The 18,745-nt window shown below is 61.4% G+C and carries 15 protein-coding genes and 2 tRNA genes; 7 read left to right on the top strand and 10 right to left on the bottom strand.

The features are described from left to right. Positions 1-107: 107 nt before the first annotated feature. From AB5Y48_RS19530 to rsmC, 5 genes are all read right to left on the bottom strand, one after another. Positions 108-193: transfer RNA gene (locus tag AB5Y48_RS19530), tRNA-Leu, on the bottom strand. Between the two features lie 50 nt (positions 194-243). Next, a tRNA-Leu gene (locus tag AB5Y48_RS19525) sits at positions 244-329 on the bottom strand. Between the two features lie 116 nt (positions 330-445). Next, positions 446-1,909 carry a glycogen synthase GlgA gene (glgA, locus tag AB5Y48_RS19520; protein WP_368165512.1) on the bottom strand — a complete coding sequence of 488 codons (1,464 nt, stop codon included), beginning with the start codon at positions 1,907-1,909 and terminating at the stop codon, positions 446-448. Next, positions 1,899-3,116 carry a glucose-1-phosphate adenylyltransferase gene (gene glgC, locus AB5Y48_RS19515; protein ID WP_050667887.1) on the bottom strand — a complete coding sequence of 406 codons (1,218 nt, stop codon included), beginning with the start codon at positions 3,114-3,116 and terminating at the stop codon, positions 1,899-1,901. Before glgC ends, glgA begins: the two co-directional genes overlap by 11 nt. Positions 3,117-3,249: 133 nt before the next feature. Then, positions 3,250-4,278 (bottom strand): 16S rRNA (guanine(1207)-N(2))-methyltransferase RsmC, encoded by a 1,029-nt coding sequence (rsmC, locus tag AB5Y48_RS19510; protein ID WP_368165511.1) that lies wholly within the window; start codon positions 4,276-4,278, stop codon positions 3,250-3,252. Between the two features lie 280 nt (positions 4,279-4,558). Between rsmC and dapA the strand changes: the two genes are divergently transcribed. The 3 genes from dapA to AB5Y48_RS19495 all read left to right on the top strand — a co-directional run bounded on the left by dapA (position 4,559) and on the right by AB5Y48_RS19495 (position 8,274). Continuing rightward, entirely contained in the window at positions 4,559-5,437 is an 879-nt protein-coding gene (gene dapA / locus AB5Y48_RS19505; RefSeq protein ID WP_060587410.1) for a 4-hydroxy-tetrahydrodipicolinate synthase, read from the top strand. 91 nt (positions 5,438-5,528) lie between these two features. Further along, the gene (locus AB5Y48_RS19500; RefSeq protein ID WP_368165510.1) at positions 5,529-7,157 is read left to right on the top strand and encodes a diguanylate cyclase; all 1,629 of its coding nucleotides are present in this window, start codon (positions 5,529-5,531) and stop codon (positions 7,155-7,157) included. Between the two features lie 7 nt (positions 7,158-7,164). Next, positions 7,165-8,274 (top strand): EAL and HDOD domain-containing protein, encoded by a 1,110-nt coding sequence (locus AB5Y48_RS19495; RefSeq protein ID WP_368165509.1) that lies wholly within the window; start codon positions 7,165-7,167, stop codon positions 8,272-8,274. Positions 8,275-8,360: 86 nt separating this feature from the next. On the opposite strand, the gene hfq is transcribed toward AB5Y48_RS19495, so the two are convergent. Beyond that, the gene (hfq, locus tag AB5Y48_RS19490) at positions 8,361-8,705 is read right to left on the bottom strand and encodes an RNA chaperone Hfq (protein WP_060587407.1); all 345 of its coding nucleotides are present in this window, start codon (positions 8,703-8,705) and stop codon (positions 8,361-8,363) included. 184 nt (positions 8,706-8,889) lie between these two features. Between hfq and AB5Y48_RS19485 the strand changes: the two genes are divergently transcribed. The 3 genes from AB5Y48_RS19485 to AB5Y48_RS19475 are packed head-to-tail and all read left to right on the top strand — an operon-like array spanning position 8,890 to position 12,354. After that, entirely contained in the window at positions 8,890-10,158 is a 1,269-nt protein-coding gene (locus tag AB5Y48_RS19485; protein WP_368165508.1) for a PqiA/YebS family transporter subunit, read from the top strand. Then, positions 10,151-11,800, top strand: a complete 1,650-nt coding sequence (gene pqiB / locus AB5Y48_RS19480; RefSeq protein ID WP_050667880.1) for an intermembrane transport protein PqiB — start codon at positions 10,151-10,153, stop codon at positions 11,798-11,800. The genes AB5Y48_RS19485 and pqiB overlap by 8 nt, the downstream gene beginning before the upstream one ends. After that, positions 11,797-12,354 carry a membrane integrity-associated transporter subunit PqiC gene (locus AB5Y48_RS19475; RefSeq protein ID WP_368165507.1) on the top strand — a complete coding sequence of 186 codons (558 nt, stop codon included), beginning with the start codon at positions 11,797-11,799 and terminating at the stop codon, positions 12,352-12,354. The genes pqiB and AB5Y48_RS19475 overlap by 4 nt, the downstream gene beginning before the upstream one ends. 45 nt (positions 12,355-12,399) lie before the next feature. Here the strand turns inward: AB5Y48_RS19475 and ompA are convergent, their stop codons facing one another. Together ompA and AB5Y48_RS19465 are read right to left on the bottom strand one after the other, a co-directional pair. Beyond that, positions 12,400-13,446, bottom strand: a complete 1,047-nt coding sequence (gene ompA / locus AB5Y48_RS19470) for a porin OmpA (RefSeq protein WP_050667878.1) — start codon at positions 13,444-13,446, stop codon at positions 12,400-12,402. Positions 13,447-13,642: 196 nt separating this feature from the next. After that, on the bottom strand, positions 13,643-14,644 hold the full coding sequence (locus AB5Y48_RS19465; protein ID WP_060587404.1) for an SGNH/GDSL hydrolase family protein: 1,002 nt from the start codon (positions 14,642-14,644) through the stop codon (positions 13,643-13,645). Between the two features lie 217 nt (positions 14,645-14,861). Here AB5Y48_RS19465 and AB5Y48_RS19460 point away from each other — a divergent pair, with 217 nt between their 5' ends. Then, complete coding sequence (locus AB5Y48_RS19460) at positions 14,862-15,242, top strand: YgiW/YdeI family stress tolerance OB fold protein (RefSeq protein ID WP_368165506.1); 381 nt, start codon at positions 14,862-14,864, stop codon at positions 15,240-15,242. 47 nt (positions 15,243-15,289) lie between these two features. On the opposite strand, the gene clpB is transcribed toward AB5Y48_RS19460, so the two are convergent. Further along, positions 15,290-17,863: an ATP-dependent chaperone ClpB gene (gene clpB, locus AB5Y48_RS19455; RefSeq protein WP_224163032.1), complete on the bottom strand. Its 2,574-nt coding sequence runs from the start codon at positions 17,861-17,863 to the stop codon at positions 15,290-15,292. A gap of 125 nt (positions 17,864-17,988) precedes the next feature. Beyond that, positions 17,989-18,729 (bottom strand): peptidoglycan editing factor PgeF, encoded by a 741-nt coding sequence (pgeF, locus tag AB5Y48_RS19450; protein WP_224163031.1) that lies wholly within the window; start codon positions 18,727-18,729, stop codon positions 17,989-17,991. Between the last annotated feature and the right edge of the window lie 16 nt (positions 18,730-18,745).

Raw genomic sequence — 18,745 nt, 5'->3', positions numbered from 1 at the left:
AACCCTCACGTCCGGGGGACACTAACACCTGAAGCTAGCGCGTCTACCAATTCCGCCACCTTCGCACATTGTGTTTCCAGTTAGATTTACATGCTCTGGAAGAAGCATGGTGCGAAGAGAGGGACTTGAACCCTCACGTCCGGGGGACACTAACACCTGAAGCTAGCGCGTCTACCAATTCCGCCACCTTCGCACATTGTGTTGCCGTTGATATTCACATGCCTCGGCCAGGCATGGCAGTCATGGTGCGAAGAGAGGGACTTGAACCCTCACGTCCGGGGGACACTAACACCTGAAGCTAGCGCGTCTACCAATTCCGCCACCTTCGCATCGCTGCGGAGGGGCATTCTATAGAGTTTTCAAAGGTCGTCAACAGCAAGCGGTGACTTTCTTCGCTCCTGACCGGGTTTTTTGCGCCGATGGCTCAAATGTTGCGCGCGAGCCCTTACACCACCTTCGCCAGGGCCGCCCGGTACATGATCTCGTACTGCTTGACCGACTCAGCCCAGCAGAAGCGAGTGAGCATGGCGTTACGCTGCAGGCGTCTGAACTCTTCCGGTTCCTGCAGGAAGAAGAGCAGGCTGCGGCGCAGGGTGTCGAGCAGGGCTCCGGCGTTGGGCTCCACAAAGCAGAACCCATTGGCATGCAGGGGATCCTGATTGAGGTCGATCACTGTGTCCTTGAGCCCGCCAACGGCCCGCACCAGCGGCAGGGTGCCATAGGCGAGGCTGTACATCTGGTTCAGGCCACAGGGTTCGAACAGGGAGGGCATCAGGAAGAAGTCGGTCCCCGCCTCGACCAGATGGGCGAGCCGGTTGTCGTAGGTGTTGAGAAACACCAGACGGCCGGGATGGCGTTCCGCCAGCTGGGTGAGTTGTTGCGCCAGCAGGGGATCGCCGGTTCCGACGATCACCACCTGCACCCTGTGCTGGAGGAATTTCTCCAGCGCCGGGATCAGGAGGGGGACCCCCTTTTGCTCGGTCAGCCGGCAGATCATGCCGTAGACGGCGACGGAGCTCTCCTCCAGCCCCAGCTCTTGTTGCAACTGGCGACGGCAGACGGCCTTGCCGGCAAGATCATCGACGCTGTAGGTGGCTGGCAGGTAGTGATCGGTGGCGGGATCCCAGTCCCGGTAGTCACAGCCATTGATGATGCCACACAGATCGTCGGCCCGGGCGTGAAAGGCTTGAGCCATGCCATGGGCACCCAGATGAGTCAGTAGCTCCTGGGCATAGTTGGGGCTGACCGCATTGATCTTGTCGGCAAAGCAGACCCCGCAGCGCAGGAAGTTGACGGGGGCGCCAGCCGGCTGTCCCACCCGGTCGTATTGCCCGACGATCTCGGGCACCATCCAGAGCTGGCTGTGATCGAAGATGCCCTGAAAGGCCGCATTGTGAATGCTGATGACGCTGCGGGTGCCGTCGAAGAAGAGGGAGTGGGCGTAACGGGTACGCAGCAGCATGGGGAGCAGGCCGGTATGCCAGTCGTTGCAATGAACGATATGGGGGCGAAAGCCAGTCACCTCGCAGCTGTGGAGCGCGGCGGCGCAGAAGAAGGCGAAGCGGGCTCCGTTATCGTCATACGCCTGATTATTCTCGGCATAGAGCTGTTCACGCTCGAAGAAGCGCGGACAGTCGATGAGATAGAGCATCAGGCCATCCTGCTGCAGACGCAGGATGCGGAAGGGGATGGGATCGCCGCCCGGTACCATCAGCTGGGTCGTGGCGAGCAGGGTCGCCTGCTCCCTGTGCTTCATGCTCTTGTAGTAGGGCATCACCACGATGACGTCGTGGCCCTGTTCGATCAGGCTGAGGGGAAGGGCCCGTGCAACATCGGCCAGACCGCCGGTCTTGGCAAACCCCTCCACTTCCGAGGCGACAAACAGGATCTTCAGGGGATCAGTAACCAACTCTTGCTCCTTTGGGAACCACGACGATACCACCTTCGGAGACGGTGAATCGTTCTCTGTCATGGTCGAGATTTTCACCGATCACCGTACCCGGCGCAATTTCAACATTCTTGTCGATGATGGTCCGACGGATGACACACCCCTCACCGATCTTGGCATCCCCCAGCAGGACCGATTCGCTGATGTGGCTGCAGGCCCCGATATTGCAGCGAAAACCCAAAATGGTGCGCTGTATGGTGCTGCCCTGGATGAGGCAGCCGCCGGCGATCAGGGCATTGGCGATCTTCACCTTGCAGTGCTCCGTATCCACAAAGGTGGCCGGTGGCAGGGGCGGGTAGTAGGTGTGCAGTGGCCACTTGCGGTTGTAGAGGGAGAAGAGGGGCTCGTCGGCCACCAAATCCATGTGCGCCTGCCAGTAGGCGTCCAGGGTACCCACATCGCGCCAGTACACTCTGCCCGGCTCTCCGGGGATGAGGTTGGTGCTGTAGTCATAGACATAGACGGGGGCGCGAGGGAAGAGGTCGGGGATGATGTCCTTGCCAAAGTCGTGGCTCGACTCCTCCTTGGCGGCATCCAGCTTGAGCTCGCGGTAGAGAGTCTGGGTCTCGAAGAGATAGTTGCCCATGGAAACCAGGGCCCACTCGGGGTCTCCGGGGATCGGCTTGGGGTGCTTGGGCTTCTCTTCAAACCCGATCATCCTCCCCTCGGCATCCACTTCGATCACTCCGAAGGCACTGGCCTCCTTGAGGGGCATGCGCAGTGCCGCCACCGTCATGGCCGCCTGTTTCTGCTTGTGATAGGCCACCATCTGACTCACATCCATCTTGTAGATATGGTCGGAGCCGAAGATGGCCACGTGGTCCGGTTCGGAGAGCTCGATGAAGCGCAGGTTCTGGTAGATGGCATCGGCCGTGCCGTCATACCAGCGCTTGCCCATGCGCATCTGGGCCGGGATCGGGTCGATAAAGCGGTCCGTGATGCCGACCAGGTTCCACCCCTTCTTCATATGCAGATAGAGGGATTGGGACTTGAATTGGGTCAGCACATAGATGCGCAGGAAGTCGGCATTGACGAAGTTGTTGAGGACGAAGTCGATGAGGCGGTAGCTCCCCCCGAAGGGGACAGAGGGTTTACTGCGTGTGGTGGTGAGGGGTTGCAAGCGTGTTCCTTCTCCTCCTGCCAGTACCATAGCGAGTAGTCCGGCCATCTCTCTTCCCCCTGCTTCCTGCTGAAAAGGTTTTCATGAATCGATTAAAAATTACCCCTTGCGGGGTAACTTGCGCGTAATTAGTACTCTATCAGATCTCTTTTCCGGCTGGCTATCGGGTGAGCACTTTTCTTCACTGGTGGCAGTGATAGATCCGGAACCGCCTGTCATCGGCCACAGTGTCGGTGTGCCGGAAACCCTGTTGCAGTATAGGCTGATAGCGCAGAAAGGCGTTGGCGACTATGGTGAGAGCCCCCCCCGGCTGCAGGTAGGAGCGAGCGTCGGCGAGGAAGGTCTCGGTTGCGGCATAGAAGGTCTTGAGCCCCGCATGGAAGGGGGGGTTGGAGATGAGGTGGGCGTAACTACCCTGGATGTCGGAGTAGACATCGGAGGGGTAGACCCGGGCCGCGACGCCGTTGGCCGCCAGGGTCCGGCGGCTGGATTCCAGGGCGAGGGCATTGATGTCCACCAGTTCGAGCTCGATCCCCGGGTGGCTCAATCCCATAGCGCAGCCGAGCACCCCGGCACCGCAGCCGAAATCGAGCACCCGTCCACTCAGAGGGGGCAGGTGTTGCAGCAGCAATCGTGATCCATTGTCGAGCTCGGCAGCGCTGAAGACGCCCGGCAGGGCGTGGATCTCGAGGGCGCGCCCCTCCAGCTCATAACGGTATCGTCCTACCCATTGTTCGATGTCGAAGGGGGAGACCGGTTTGCTCAGCTCGGAGTGATAGAGGGAGGCTCGGCGTGCGGAGTCCCGCTTCAGGGGCTTCTCCCCATAGGGTGCCAGCAGCTTGTCGGCCCCATTGATTCCTCCCTTGTTGTCACCGGCGATCAGCAGATCGGCGCCAGGAGTAAGAAGGGGGGCAGCCATGGCCATCAGATATTGCCCCTCCTGCTTGGCCTTGGGCAGCAGCAGCAACAGGGCGTCGTAAGAGGCGTCGTCGGGGAGGCAATGGCCGAACAGGATCCCCTCTCCCAGCAGAGGCCGATAACGACGGTAGTAGCTGTAGTCGGTGGTGAAGAGCGTCATGGTGGCAACATGAGGGCGCAGCAGGAGCGGCAAATCATCCTCCAGCAGGCCGCAAACCAGCAGTCGCTTTCCGGCGAAAAGCTCCAGGTTACGCTCCAACATTTCACTGACATTGCTCAGGCTGCTCATCACATCTCTCCGCATTGAGGGGCGCTTATTATACATGGCTTGCGGCGCTTGACATTTGGGGCGCCTTGCCAAAAGATGCGGAAAGCTACTTTTTAAGCAGGAATCGCGAATGATAATCCGCGTGTTGAAACGAAAGCCCTTGAAAGCCCTGAAAAAATTGGGGCCGGCCCAGTTGCGCGCATAAATCCCGAGTCTTGTTTCCCATAGCAACCCCGGTCGCGCCACAGGCAGGCCGGGGTTTTTGTTTACCCGAGTTTATCTTCATACCCCACAAGGAGTTTTCATGTTTCAAGGATCGATAGTTGCCCTGATCACCCCGTTTCGTGATGGCCGATTGGACGAGGAGGCGTTGCGGCGTCTGGTGGAGTGGCATGTGGAGCAGGGAACCCATGGCATAGTGCCGGTGGGCACCACGGGAGAGAGCCCCACCCTGACCCATGACGAGCATTGCCGGGTGATCGAGGTCGTGGTTGAGCAGGTGGCGGGGCGTGTCCCCGTCATCGCCGGGGCCGGCTCCAACAATCCGGTGGAGGCCATCGAGTATACCCGTCATGCGGAGCGGGCCGGGGCCGATGCGACCCTGCATGTGGCCGGTTATTACAACCGTCCCAATCAGGAGGGGCTCTATCACCACTTCAAGGCGGTGCACGACGCCACCGAGCTGCCCATCATCCTCTACAACATTCCGCCCCGTGCCATCGTCGACATCCAGCCCCAGACGCTGGCCCGGCTGGCCGAGCTGCCGCGCATCCTTGGGGTGAAGGATGCCACCGGTGATCTGGCACGCCCCTGGCTTGAGCGCCAGCTGATCAAGAAGCCCTTCAGCTGGCTCTCCGGCGAGGATGCCACCGCCGTGGCCTATAACGTGGGGGGAGGAACGGGGTGTATCTCTGTGACCGCCAACGTGGCCCCGGCTATGGTGGCCGAGGTACAGAACCTGACCCTGGCGGGTCGCTGGGAAGAGGCCCGTGCGCTGCAAGACAGGCTGATCCCCCTGCATCAGGCCATGTTTGCCGAGCCGAGTCCGGCCGGAGCCAAGTATGCGGCCTCCCTGCTCGGTTTCTGCAGCGAGGAGTGTCGTCTGCCGGTAATGCCGCTTGGGGAGGCCACCAAGGTGCGGATCCGTCAGGTCATGCAGGAGCTGGGGCTGCTTGAAAAATAATGCGGCTTGGATCGAATTTTTAGTGACCAAATCGGTTTTGGGTTTCGAAAGAGACTAAACTCCCGCTGTTCTGAGCAGGGAGCATGATGCAATGCAGGAGTGGGTACCGGAGGAGTACAGCAGCCTGGAGGAGCTTTGTACTGTGGTGTTGGGCGCCATTCGCGAGAAGACCGACGCCCATCTTGTCGGCCTGGTGCTGTTGATGCCACAGCAGCGCCAATTCTGGTTAACCCACTCCGGCACTCTGGTTGGCCAGTGCCCGGCCGGTGATCCGCCCGCCGATTTTCTGGCCTCCTCCCTGAGCTCGGGGAGTCTGCGTTGCGACGCGTTCACCCCCTTGGCAGAGGCCTGGGATGAGGCAGAGGGGCCGCTGAACCTCATCCGCTGTGCCATTCCTCTCAAGCGCACCGAACAGTTCGAATGTGTCATCTATCTCGAGACCCGCCGCCGGGTGGATCGCTTTGCCGCCAGTCAGCGTTATCCCTTGCAATTGCTTGCCCAGTACCTGGCCGCCGAGTTGGAGGCCCGCTTTCTCAGTGGCTGTATCGACGAGGAGCGCGACCAGCTGCGCCATGTGCGGCGGGATCTCGATCTCAGCCTGCAGGTGCAGGAGACCTTCCTGACGCTGCTTCGTTCCCTGCATGAGGTGAGTGTGCACCTGGCCGGGTGTGGCAGTGAGCGTGACTTGCTGCGCGAGGCCGTGTTGCAGGCGCGCAGCAAGCTGCAGATCGATCGCCTGGCCATCTTCCTCATCGACGAGGAGCGCAGGACGATGCGTGGTACTTGGGGCACCGATGAGTTCGGTAGCCTCACCGACGAGTCCACCTACGTCAGCGCCATTCCAGACCACCCTGTGGTGCAGCAGGCGTTGAGCAGCAAGGACTATGTGGTTTTGCTGGACGATGTGCCTCTCTACTACGAGCGGCGGGTGGTGGGACGGGGTTGGAATGCCATGGTCTCCCTCTGGCATGACGAGCGCCCTATCGGCTGGATAGCCGCCGATAACCTGCTGCATCGCAGGCCAGCCAAGAACTACTACTGCGAGATCTTCAAACAGTTTGCCGCCAGCCTCTCCCAACTCTTGATCCGCCAGCGTACCGAGGAGGCGCTGCGCCGCCTCAACCAGGAGCTGGAGCTGAGGGTCAGCGAGCGAACCCGTGAGCTGGCCGAGGCGAATCAGGCCCTGGCCCTGGCCAATCGCCAGCTAGAGGCGATGAGCCTGGAGGATCCCCTGACCGGCATCGCCAATCGCCGTCATTGGGATCTCTTTCTCACCGGCGCCTGGGAGCGGGCGCGCCGGGATGGTTGCCAGCTGGCTGTGCTGATGCTGGATGTGGACGAGTTCAAGGCCTACAACGATACCCTGGGTCATCCCCAGGGGGATCGCTGCCTGCACATGCTGGCCCAGGTGCTTCATCAGTGTGAGCGGCGCCGGGCCAATCTGGTGGCCCGCTACGGTGGAGAGGAGTTTGCCATCCTGCTCTACGCCCCCTCCCGAGGTGAGGCTGAGCGTTTGGCCGAGCGGATTCATCAGGAGATCCAACATCTTGCAATACCACATCCGGGTTCCCGGGTTGCCGATTTTGTCACAGTGAGCATAGGCTTCAGTTATGTGACGCCCCTCAGTGGCAACGACTGGCCGAGTCTGATGAACCAGGCCGATCAGGCACTCTATGGTGCCAAACAGGCCGGGAGGGCGCGAAGCTTCTCATTCGAGTGAGGTGCCCATGCTGATCCGTCGTTTTCCTGTCTTCAACCGTCGTCTCGGGCTGGTCGCCTATGGCCTGGATTACCCCCGCCGGGAGTTGTCGGAGAGGGATTGGGAGTGGCTGGTCACTCATACCCGGTTACTGGCACAAGGGCGGCAATATCTGCTGCCCTTCTCCTATCAGGCACTCGACGAGCAACGCCCCCTGCTGTTCGATGCCGATCTCATCCCTCTGCTACAAGCCAGTGCCGAGCGGTTACCCGCCGCCTTTCCCGTGTTGCAGGAGTGGCGCTCCCGCCGTCGGCGTTTGGCGGTGCACCATGCCCGTCTTCATGAGCGTTGGCAGGCTGTTGCTCAGTTGCACGTCTTCGAGCTCGGCGAGGAAGGGTGCAGTGAGCCGGTGGATCACAAGCGGCTGGTGATGGGGATCTGCGCCTGGCAAGATTTCATCCCTTTGCGCGATGCCGGGGTGGAGTTTTTCGCGGGGGGATTTCTGGATCGCCCCATGCTGGTTCATCGCAGGGAGGATGAGCCGGATCAGCATGTGGTGCAGGAAATCTTGCAGCTCATCTGTCTTGAAGGGTTCTCCTTCTCCCGCGTCGCCGCCCTGTTGGAGAAAGATACCTTCCTGCCCGGGCAACTGCTGGCCTATGTCAACTCATCCGGCTTCGAGCACGTCACTCCCATTACCTCGGTGGCCAGAGCCTTCTCCTACCTGGGAGAGGAGGAGCTGCGCAAGTTTGTACTGGTCTACGGGTTGGCCCGTCAGAGCCGGCATCTGCCCGAGGTATGCAGTCGTATGGCGATTTCCAAGGGACGCTTCTGTGAGCTGTTGGCCGAGCGCCATCTGCAGGGGGAGGGGAAGAGCTGGGCCTTTCTGGTCGGCATCGCCATGGAGCGGGAGCTGCTGCCCTCGCGTCTCTACGGACAATTGCCCGAAGGCGTGCGGCAGGCGATGGAAGAGCGCAAGGGGCCGCTGTTTGAGCTTTATCGGGTGGTGGATGCCTATGAGCATGGTCACTGGGAGGCGTTGAAGACCCTCTGCCATCCTCTGGGGACAGAGCCCGGCGCTCTGGTGACGCCCTATCTGCAATCCTTGTTGTGGAGTCACTCATTCCCCCTCACCTGACATGGGGTGACGCACGAAGATGTGGTCAGGGAGTGAGGGCAATACCCCGTTACCGGCGGGAACTGCGGTAACGGGGAGAGGAGGCGTTACTGATCGTTGCTCTCGTCACCACGGGCGCTGCCGTAGGGGCGGGGAGACATGGTCACACGCGGCTTGCGGGCACGCTGAATGCTGACCTGGGGGCGGCCGGAGTGCATGGCAATGGTGGAGATCTTGGCCTTGTAGACCAGCTGTTGGTTACCGTGGGCGTCGGTCAGCAGTACGCTGTACTGGTCAAAACCGCTGATGATACCTTCCAGCTTGATGCCGCTGACCAGAAAGATGGCGACGGGGGTGCGGTTCTTGCGCAGCCAGTTGAGGGCTGAGTCCTGACCATTACCCAGGGAGAATGCCTGCTCAATGGTGGAGTAGCTGGGGGATTCGGTTGTCATAAGTTATTGTCCCGCGGAAAAATTGGAAGTGGCGCTTGATTGTGCTAAATGGTCTGGGCCTTGTCAAAGCCAATCTGGTGGCCTTGCCGCCGCGCCACTCCTGTGGTTCAGGCTTCACTCTGGTTTGATGAGTCCATCGCTGCGATAATCGCGGCTGTTATTTTGTCGCCAGTTAGGGAAGCGCTTGTCTCTTCATTCGGATGTCCCCGCCTTTCGTCATGACGCCTGCGCCTGTGAGGAGTGTGACCAGTTGATCCCGGCGGCCGAGTTACGGCCGGGTGAGGCCTCACACTGTCCCCGCTGCGGCCACACCATGGTACGTTGTCACAGCCATCCCCGTCTGCGGCCCCTGGCCTATGGTCTGGCAACCCTGATCATGTTTCTGCTGGCCAACAGCTTCACCTTTATGTCCTTCTCCAGCCATGGGTTGGGGCGGGAGATGACCTTTTTGCAGACCATCACGGCCCTGGTCGATGCGGGATATCTCTTCCTGGCCGTGGTGTTGAGCCTGACTCTGATCGGCTTCCCGCTGGTCTATATCGGCTCACTCATGCTGGTGGTCTGGCGTCTGGACAAGAACCTGCATCCGGGAGCGGTGCGCTCTCTGGGGCGAGCCCTGTGCCGGATCCGCCCCTGGTTGATGGTCGATGTGTTCCTTATCGGGGTGCTCATCTCCCTGGTCAAGCTGATGGGCATGGCGGATATCGCCATGGGAGGGGGCTTCTGGGCCTTCGTCGGTTACACCCTGATGCTGATCAAGACCATCTCGACCCTGGATATTCACTGGCTGTGGCTCCATCTCTTTGGCCCCGTCGAGGTGACGCTCGCCGAGGATGAGGAGCGCACGGCCCGTGAGGCCAACCTGATTGGCTGCCATGTCTGTGGCGCCCTCGGTAGCGGTGAGCAGGCCCACTGTGCTCGCTGCGGCAGTCGCCTGCACAGTCGCAAGCCGGCCAGTCTGCAGCGTACCCTGGCGCTGCTGATGACGGCCACCATCCTCTATATCCCGGCCAACCTCTATCCCATTATGGATACCGTCTTCCTGGGGGATACCAGCCCCTCCACCATATTGGGCGGTGTGATGCTGCTCTGGGGGCTCGGCTCCTATCCCATCGCGGCCGTCATCTTTCTGGCCAGCGTGGTGGTCCCCCTGGCCAAGTTGATCGCCCTCTACTGGTTATGTTGGCAGACACATTCGGGACGAATCAGGGATCCTCTGGCTCGTCTGAGGCTCTATCGCATGACCGAGTTTGTGGGGCGATGGTCGATGATCGATGTCTTCGTGGTGGCCATCCTCGCCGGGCTGATCCGCCTCGATAATCTGATGACTATCTACCCCGGCCCCGCGGCCATTTCATTTGCCGGTGTCGTGATCATCACCATGATCGCCGCCATGAGTTTCGATCCCCGTCTCATCTGGGATCTTCAAGAAGGAGAACGCGACCTTGAGTGAGCGCAAGAAACGCTGGAAGGCGGGTTCGGATTTTCTGAGCTCCGCCGCCGCCATCTGGATGGTGCCTCTGGCAGCCCTGCTGATGGGGGGCTGGATGCTGTTCCAGCACTGGTATGAGCAGGGACCCCTGGTGACCCTGACGGTGGCCCGTGCCGAGGGCATAGTGGCGGGCAAGACCCCGATCCGTGCCCGTGATGTGGACATCGGGCGGATCGAGAGCGTCGAGCTGAGCGAGGACTTCTCCCACGCCATCTTGCAGGCTCGCATTAACAAGCCGGCGGCCGACATGCTGCGGGGAGACAGCCTGTTCTGGCTCGTCAAGCCCAGGGTCGGTCGCGAAGGTGTGTCCGGACTCTCCACCCTGCTCTCGGGTTCCTATATCGAGCTCTCACCGGGCAAGAGTGGCAAGGCCAAGCGGCGTTATCAGGTGCAGGACACGCCACCTCTCGCCTCCAACGATCAGAAGGGGTTGCACCTCACGCTGACCAGCAGCGACACCCGTGCCCTGGGGATCGGCTCTCCGGTCCAGTTCCAGGGGTTTGCCATCGGCCAGGTCGAGCAGATGAACTTCATTCCCGAGAAGGCGAGAATGGAGTACAAGATCTTCATTAGGGCGCCCTATGACTCACTTGTGAACAGCAACAGCCGCTTCTGGATGACCCCGGGCTTCGAGGTCTCGGTCAGCAGCGAGGGGATGAAGGTGAAGATGGATTCTCTGGAGACCTTGCTCGACGGGGGGATCACCATGGGCTTGCCCGACGGCTGGAGTGCGGGAGAGCCGGTCAAGGATCACAGCGACTTCACGCTCTTCAAGGATCAGGCCAGCGTACTGGAGGGGAATCTCAGTCAGTTCATCAACTATGTCTTCCTGTTCCAGGACAGCCTGGCAGGGCTCCATCCCGGGGCGGCGGTCCAGTATCGCGGGATCCGGGTCGGGACCGTGGTCTCTGTGCCCTATATCGTCGATGACAAGATCTACAACACCTTTAACAAGCACACCATTCCCGTGCTGGCCCGTATCGAGGTGCAGCGTCTGAGCCACCGCTATGCCGACTCGGACCACGACCAGTGGCGCAAACTCTTCGAGCAGCAATTCCGCCAGGGGCTGCGCGCCTCGGTCAAGACCTCGAGCCTGCTCACCGGCGGCAAGATCATCGATCTCAACTTCTACAACGAGACGGCCCCCTACAAGGCGATGATGATCAAGAAGATGCCAGTCTTCCCGACCGTGACCGCCGGGTTTGACCAAATTGAGCGCAAGGTGAACAAGATTCTCGACAAGTTTGCCGATATGGATGTGGAGCACACTCTGGTCCAGGTGAACCAGACTCTGGCCACCCTGGACAAGACGCTGCAGAGCGTGCGCTCCGTCAGCAACAACCTGGATAAGTTGACCGGCCAGCAGGCTACCCGCGAACTGCCCGACTCCCTCAACCAGAGTCTGCGCCAGTTGCAGCAGACCCTGCAGAGCTATGACGGCGAATCCCGAACCAACCGGGAGTTGCAAAAGTCTATCTCGGCCCTCAACCAGATGCTGCGTGAGTTGCAACCCCTGGTGCGCTCCCTCAACGAACAACCCAATGCGCTCATCTTCGATCGCAACAGCAACCCGGATCCCCAGCCGAAACGAGGTGAACGATGACCCGCCGTATGACCATACTGCTCCTGGCCCTCGGACTGGGGGCCTGCTCTGCCAATGTGCCCACGGTGCACTACTACTCGCTCGGTCTGCCCCAGGGCAAGGCGCTCTCGACGACGCCCCGGCATGAACTGAGGCTTGCCCCCCTCGCCATCTCGGAGCAGGTGGACTCGGTGAGCCTGGTCTATGAGCTGGAAGGACACGAACTCACCTTCACCGAGCGCCATCGGTGGGCCGGAACGCTGGATGACCAGCTCGAGCAGCTGACCCTCAGCGGCCTCTCCAGCCGTCTACCCGGTTGGGCGCTGCGCGAGAGCGGTGGCAGTGGCAATCGCCTGGCCATTCGCCTGCAACAGTTTGCCGGTCGCCACGACGGGATGGCAGTGCTGAGCGGTCGTTGGAGTCTGGAGGCCGCAGATGGCCGGGTATTGCTGGATCGTCCCTTCAGCCAGGTGCGGCCACTCCCTGCCGATGGCTACAATGCCCTGGTCGGCGAGCTCGCCAAGGGGTGGAACCAGCTGCTCGACGAGATTGCCAGCGAGGTGGTGCGCTACTGACGAAAAAGCCGGGCAATTGCCCGGCTTCTTGTTGTTGGGGGACGATCACTGCTGGGTGTCGGCAACCCCTTGTACCATGACCTCGACGCGGCGATCCGGTGCCAGGCAGACGATCAGCTCACGCTTGCTCTTGCTGGTGCAGCTGTCGCCGGTGACCGGAGAGGCCTTGCCACGACCCTCGGCGCTCACCTTGTCGGCCGGGATCCCCTTGCTCACCAGATAGCTGGCAACGGTCTGGGCACGCTTCTCGGAGAGGGCCTTGTTGTAGCCATCGGAGCCGATGCGGTCGGTATAGCCAATGACCGCAGCCGTGCCATCCTTGGGACGCTCGGCCTTGATCTGCTCATAGAGGCTGTCCAGTGCGCTATAGCCCTCGGGCTTGAGGGTGTGCTTGTTGAAGTCAAACAGTACGTCGGCATTGAGGGTAAACTGCTTCTCGACCATCTGGGGCTCCGGAGCCGGAGTCGGGACCGGGGTCGGTGCAACCGGGGCCGCCTGGCCGAAGCGATAGACCATGGCCAGGGAGAGCAGGCCGTTATCCATACCGACGCCGGTGTCGCGGACATCATCGTTGCCGATGGGAGTGGTGTACTGGTATTCGAAGCGAGCGGCCCAGTCGCGATTGATGGCGTATTCAACGCCCAGAGCACCGAGGAAGGCGCCACCATCATCGTTGTGGAATTGCTTGCTGTCGGCAAACACATAGGCGCCACCCAGACGGGCATAGATATCCCAGGCGTCGCTGACCGGAATGCCGAGTTTCATGGAGAGCTGGGCCAGTTGGGCGCTCACCTCGTCGGTATCGGTGATGCCACCCAGGCTGGCGGTGTATTTGTACTTGCCGAGCCAGTCATAGCCCAGCTCGAAACCGACATTCTTGTTGAGTTGATAGCCGACCAGTGCACCGAGACCCACATCGTCTTTACTCTCATCGGTGATGGTCGCACCGGTGAATGCCGAGTCTCGGTCGACTCCATAGAAGTTGGACCAACCGAGCTTGCCGCCCGCATACCAGGTGTTGTCCTGTCCTGCTGCCTGTACCGTGGCGGTGAGGGAGCCGGCGATCAGGATGGCCACTACGCTCTTTTTCATGGGTTGCCTCTGCTTTAGCTTTGATTGTGACGGGGCCCTCGTACGAGGCCTCGGTTCACGACAGCGATAAACATGAACCCATCAATATTAACGCCCGGATACAAAAAAACAACGAAAGGTGTCGAAGGGAGCTTTGTTCTGGCGGTTTATGTGACGCAGAGGGAAAAAGGGCCGGACAGTGCCGGCCCTCGTCGGGTTAGTGAGCCAGATACTCGTAGTTGCGCTCGATAAAGTCGCCGGCCCGCTCGGCCAGGGCTGAGTGCACCAGGGTGGTGGGGTGTACCTGATCCCAGAACATCTTGCCACCACACTCGCGAGAGGCTGTGCGGCTGCCCGGAGAGGCGACGGCTTGAGCCAACAAGGGGTTACCAGCGATAGCCAGTCTCTGTGCCGTCGTGATGGTGCTGGGGGCACTCGTATTACCGGAGAAGGGCTTCCACAGATAGCCGCCGTCGTAGCAGGGATTCTGGGTATCGGTCAGGCCAAACTGCTCGGGGTTTTGCAGCATCTCGTCAAACTGCTTGTCGATCTCGAACAGCTGAACAGCCCCGGTGGGGGCGAGCTGGCGGGTCAGGTTGAGCAGCAACTGGTTATGGTAGCGAGAGACATGGCGCACCTTGTCGACCACCTTCTGGCTGCGCGCCGAGGGGGCGGAGCCGAGATCCGGCAGGTTGAAGAAGAGCACCTGCTTGGCCCCCTGCATCACTACCCGGTTCGCCGCATCCTGAATGCTGTCGCGTACCCGGCGAGCGTCCTCCTCCTTGTTCCAGCCGTAGGCCAGATAGTCGTTGGCACCGACCCAGAAGATCACCAGGTCATCGGGGTTGAAGCGATCCTTCTTGAGGAACTGGGTGACCTCATAGTCCAGGTTATTGATCACCTGATACTTGGGATCCCAGGCCCAGATATTGAGCCAGCCCAGCTTGTTGTAAGCCACCGCAGTGGCGCCCCCTTCGGCTTCGTTGACGACCTTGAGCCCGGGGAAGCGCTCCTGAAGCCGCTCCAGCCAGACCGGACCGTTACTGAAGCGTCCCTGATAATAGGGGGGGCTCGAGGGGAGGTAACCGTGCATCTTGGCGTACATCTTTCCGGTGTCGGAGAGGCTGTCGCCGAACATAACGATACGTGTAAATTGGGGGCCTGCCGCATGGGCAGATACCGCCACAAGCCCGAACAGGCCTATCAGCATTTTTTTCATTATTGTTGTCTCTAAGTATGGGGTCAGGGTTCTTTCTGACCCTGCTTCGTTTATGGTGCCGATCAATACGGGAAGTGATTGATCGGTTTCATCCTAAACAAGATTCTTGGGGGAGGTGAGTGGTCCGATGAGAAAAAGCGATTCCCCTCGCATTTTTTCACGAGGGTTTCACGGCGGCCCCTCGAGAATGGCCTCATTACCAATGAGGAGTCGAACGATGAACAAGATGATGCCCGCCGCCCTGATCCTGATGCTCTCCCTGAGTGGTGCCGCCCAGGCCGCGTTTACCGGTGAACAGCACCAGAATGCGGTGAGCGCCGCCCAGGTCAAAAAGGCAGCCGATGACAGCTGGGTGACCCTGGAGGGCAAGTTGGTCAAGCATCTGGGGGGGGAAAACTATCTGCTGCGCGATGCCAGCGGTGAGGTGGAGGTCGAAATCGACGGGGATGTCTGGTGTGGCCAGGAGGTGGGACCTAACGATACCATTCGCCTCTATGGCGAGGTGGATCACAGCTGGAACCGGGTTGAAGTAGAGGCGCAGCGTCTCGAGAAAGTCGGCGCCGCCCCGGTCAGCAAGGGGGGCTTTGTCTCCCAATAAGCCCTTGAATATAAAAAGACGCCGGCATATTGCCGGCGTCTTTTTATTTATTGGCTCAGGGTGAGCCCATTGCCGTCAGCCCCCAGGCGCAGCAGCTTGCCCGGTACTACCCGGCCGGAGAGGATGGCCTGGGCGAGCGGGTTCTCGACCTTCTGCTGGATGGCGCGCTTGAGGGGGCGCGCCCCGTAGACAGGGTCGAAGCCGGCGTGGGCGAGGCGACTGAGCAGCTCCTCGCTGACCTCCACCTGGAACCCCTGCTGCTCGAGACGGGCCACCAGCCCCTTGAGCTGAATGCGGGCGATGGACTTGATGTGATCCTCGCCGAGGGGGTGGAACACCACTGTCTCGTCGATCCGGTTGATGAACTCGGGGCGGAAGCTGCGCCCGAGCACCTCCATCAACAGGGCCTTCATCTCGTCGTAGTCCTTCTCGCTGTGGTGCTCCTGGATGAGATCCGAGCCGAGGTTGGAGGTCATGATCACCACAGTGTTGCGAAAATCGACCGTGCGACCCTGGCCGTCGGTGAGGCGGCCATCATCCAGTACCTGCAGCAGTATGTTGAACACATCCGGGTGGGCCTTCTCTACCTCGTCGAGCAGGATCACCGAGTAGGGGCGGCGGCGTACCGCTTCGGTCAGATAGCCCCCCTCCTCATAGCCCACGTAGCCGGGAGGCGCCCCCACCAGGCGGGCCACGCTGTGCTTCTCCATAAACTCCGACATGTCGATGCGCACCATGGCGTCCTGGGTGTCGAACAGGAACTCGGCCAGCGCCTTGCACAGCTCGGTCTTGCCCACCCCGGTCGGTCCCAGGAACAGGAAGGAGCCGATGGGGCGGTTCGGATCGGAGAGGCCGGCGCGGGAGCGGCGGATGGCGTTGGAGACGGCGTCGACCGCCTCGTTCTGGCCGATCACCCGGCTATGGAGCTGATCCTCCATGCGCAGCAGCTTCTCTTTTTCGCTCTCGAGCATGCGAGCGACCGGGATGCCGGTCCAGCGGGCCAGCACATCGGCGATCTCCACATCGGTGACCCGGTTGCGCAGCAGGCTGGTCTCCTGCATCTCGGCCTGGGTGGCGAGATCGAGCTGCTTCTCCAGCTCGGGGATGCGGCCGTACTGCAGCTCGGACATGCGGGCCAGATCACCGGCTCGGCGTGCCACATCGAGATCCTGGCGGGCCTGCTCGAGAGCCGCCTTGATGTGCTGGGTGCCGGCCAGGGCGGCCTTCTCGGCCTTCCACACCTCGTCCAACTCGTTGTATTCACGATCCTTTTCGCCCAGCTCCTGGTTGATGAGCTCCAGTCGCTTGCGACTGGCATCGTCAGACTCCTTCATCAGGGCCTGCTGCTCGAGTTTCAGCTGTATGATGCGCCGCTCCAGGCGATCGAGGGCCTCGGGCTTGGAGTCGATCTGCAGACGGATGCTGGCGGCCGCCTCGTCGATGAGGTCGATGGCCTTGTCCGGCAGCTGGCGATCGGCGATGTAGCGGTGCGACAGCTGGGCCGCCGCCACGATGGCGGGATCGGTGATCTGTACGTGGTGGTGCAGCTCATAGCGTTCTTTCAGGCCGCGCAGGATGGCGATGGTGTCCTCCACCGTCGGCTCCTCGACCAGCACCTTCTGGAAGCGGCGCTCCAGGGCGGCGTCTTTTTCCACATACTGGCGGTACTCGTCCAGGGTGGTGGCGCCGACGCAGTGCAGCTCACCGCGTGCCAGAGCAGGCTTGAGCATGTTCCCGGCATCCATGGCCCCCTCGCCCTTGCCGGCGCCGACCATGGTATGCAGCTCGTCGACGAAGAGGATGACGTTGCCCTCCTCCTTGGCGAGATCGCTGAGCACCGCCTTGAGACGCTCCTCGAACTCGCCCCGGTACTTGGCTCCGGCCACCAGGGCGCCCATGTCGAGGGACAGGACCCGCTTGTTCTTGAGCCCCTCCGGCACTTCGCCGTTGACGATGCGCTGGGCCAGCCCCTCGACGATGGCGGTCTTGCCGACGCCGGGCTCACCGATGAGCACAGGGTTATTCTTGGTGCGACGTTGCAGCACCTGGATGGTGCGGCGAATTTCGTCATCGCGACCGATCACCGGATCCAGCTTGCCGAGCTCGGCCCGCTCGGTCAGGTCGATGGTGTACTTCTCGAGGGCCTGGCGGTTCTCCTCGGCGTTGGCGTCGTCTACCTTCTTGCCGCCGCGTACCTTGTCGATGGCCTCTTCCAGCTTCTCCTTGCTGAGCCCCTGGCCACGCAGTACCTCACCAAGGTTGCCCTTGTCGTCGAGGGCGGCCAGCACGAACAGCTCGGAAGAGATGAACTGATCCTTGCGCTGCTGGGCCAGCTTGTCGCAGACGTTGAGCAGGCGGCCAAGGGCCTGGGAGAGTTGCACGTCGCCGTCCACACCGCTGATGCGGGGCAGGCGATCGAGCTCTTCACCCAGGCGAGAGCGCAGGGCATTGACGTCCAGCCCGGTCAGGGTGAGCAGTGGACGGATGGAGCCACCATCCTGATTGAGCAGGGCTGTCATCAGGTGGACGGGTTCGATGAACTGGTGGTCACGACCCAGTGCGAGTGACTGGGCATCGGAGATGGCAAGCTGGAACTTGCTGGTGAGGCGATCAAGACGCATCGCATTCCCCTCTAAGAGACGCCGCCGTGCGGCAACAACAACTTTCTGAGAGCAAAGATGAGGGTCAGACGGGGGATTTCAAGGGGGCCACTGCCGTATTTTCACTCAGCAGCGGCAAGATCTCCTTACTCGAGCCAGATAAGGGAGGCCAGGCGACCGGTCTGGCCGTCGCGGCGATAGGAGTAGAAACGTCCGGGATCGCTCACGGTGCAGTGTTCGCCGCCATAGACGGCATTGACCCCGGCGCGAGTCAGACGCAGGCGGGCCAGGGCGTAGATATCGGCCAGCCACTTGCCGGCGTTGGGGGAGGGCGTGAAGGCCGTTACCCCCTCGGCCTGATCGGCGAGGAAGGCATCGCGTACCTCGGGGCCCACCTCGAAGGCGTCCGGGCCGATGGCCGGGCCCAGCCAGGCCAGCACCTCGGCCGGATCGCAGCCCATGACCTTGAGGGTTGCCTCCAGTACGCCGGCGTGCAGACCGCGCCAGCCGGCGTGGGCGGCGGCCACCACTGTGCCGGCGCGATCGCAAAACAGCACCGGCAGGCAGTCGGCGGTCATCACGGCGCAGGGTTGACGGGCCTGACGGGCGCAGGCTGCGTCAGCCTCTGGCGCAGCGGTGAAGGGGGTGCCGGCCAGGTGCACCGCAGTGCCGTGTACCTGGGTCAGCCAGGGAATCGTGCCCGGGATGCTGGCCTCTTGTTGAAGCAAGGTGCGGTTGGCCAGTACTGTGGCCGGGTCGTCCCCAACGTGATCCCCCAGGTTGAGGCCGGCAAACAGGCCTGCGCTCAGACCACCGGTGCGGGTGGTGGAGAGGGCGCGAACCCTGGCCGGGGCAGGCCAGTCGGGTTGAATAAAGGAAAGCGACATGAAGAGGCTCCGGTAC

Origin of the sequence: Aeromonas sp. R6-2 (assembly GCF_040908155.1) — a bacterium.
GTDB lineage: Bacteria > Pseudomonadota > Gammaproteobacteria > Enterobacterales > Aeromonadaceae > Aeromonas > Aeromonas schubertii.
This window is presented reverse-complemented; position numbering and strand designations above follow the sequence as displayed.